Annotated in this window: 1 protein-coding gene; it reads left to right on the forward strand. The window is 49.4% G+C overall.

Annotated elements, in window-relative coordinates; all coding sequences use genetic code 11:
- Positions 1–241: 241 nt before the first annotated feature.
- On the forward strand, positions 242–599 hold a 358-nt coding region (locus tag ABU113_RS17210; protein ID WP_454560676.1), incomplete at its 3' end, for a permease.

Genomic DNA, 599 nt, shown 5'->3' on the forward strand with positions numbered 1-599 from the left:
AAGCCCCATCATGGCCAGCTTTGACCAGAAAGCGGAACACGGACAGTCGGTGACTATTCCCTAGCTCAGCTAAGCTGGCTGCAACCTTTTCGTGATCCATAGCACGCCCCAATAATTCGATGTTTCTAGAATTATAGTTGACAGGTCGGATAAACGCAAGTAGGCTGCGTACATCATTTCGACAATACTAGAAATATAGGAGTAATATTGAATGTCATCTCAACTCCAAGACGCTCTAGGCATGTTCGCCTTTCTCGCTATCGAGCTATCGGTTTTATTCATTGGCATTAGCTTGCTGGTCGGAGTTCTTCAACGTCACATCCCACCATCCAAGGTGGAAGCGTTACTGACTTCCAGTGGGAAGCGAGGCTATTTTCTTGCTGCTGGTTTAGGAGCTATAACGCCCTTCTGTAGTTGCTCGACTATCCCCATGTTGAAAGGGTTGATTCGGGCACGGGCCGGTTTTGGGCCGATGATGGTGTTTCTTTTCTCATCTCCGTTGCTGAATCCTATCGTCGTCGGCCTGCTGGTTGCCACGTTTGGATGGACACTTACTGCTATCTATGTGCTCGCCGCTTTGGTGGTCGCGGTAGGTGCCG

Source organism: Parapedomonas caeni (assembly GCF_041060555.1).
Taxonomy (GTDB): Bacteria; Pseudomonadota; Alphaproteobacteria; order Sphingomonadales; family Sphingomonadaceae; genus CAUJIW01.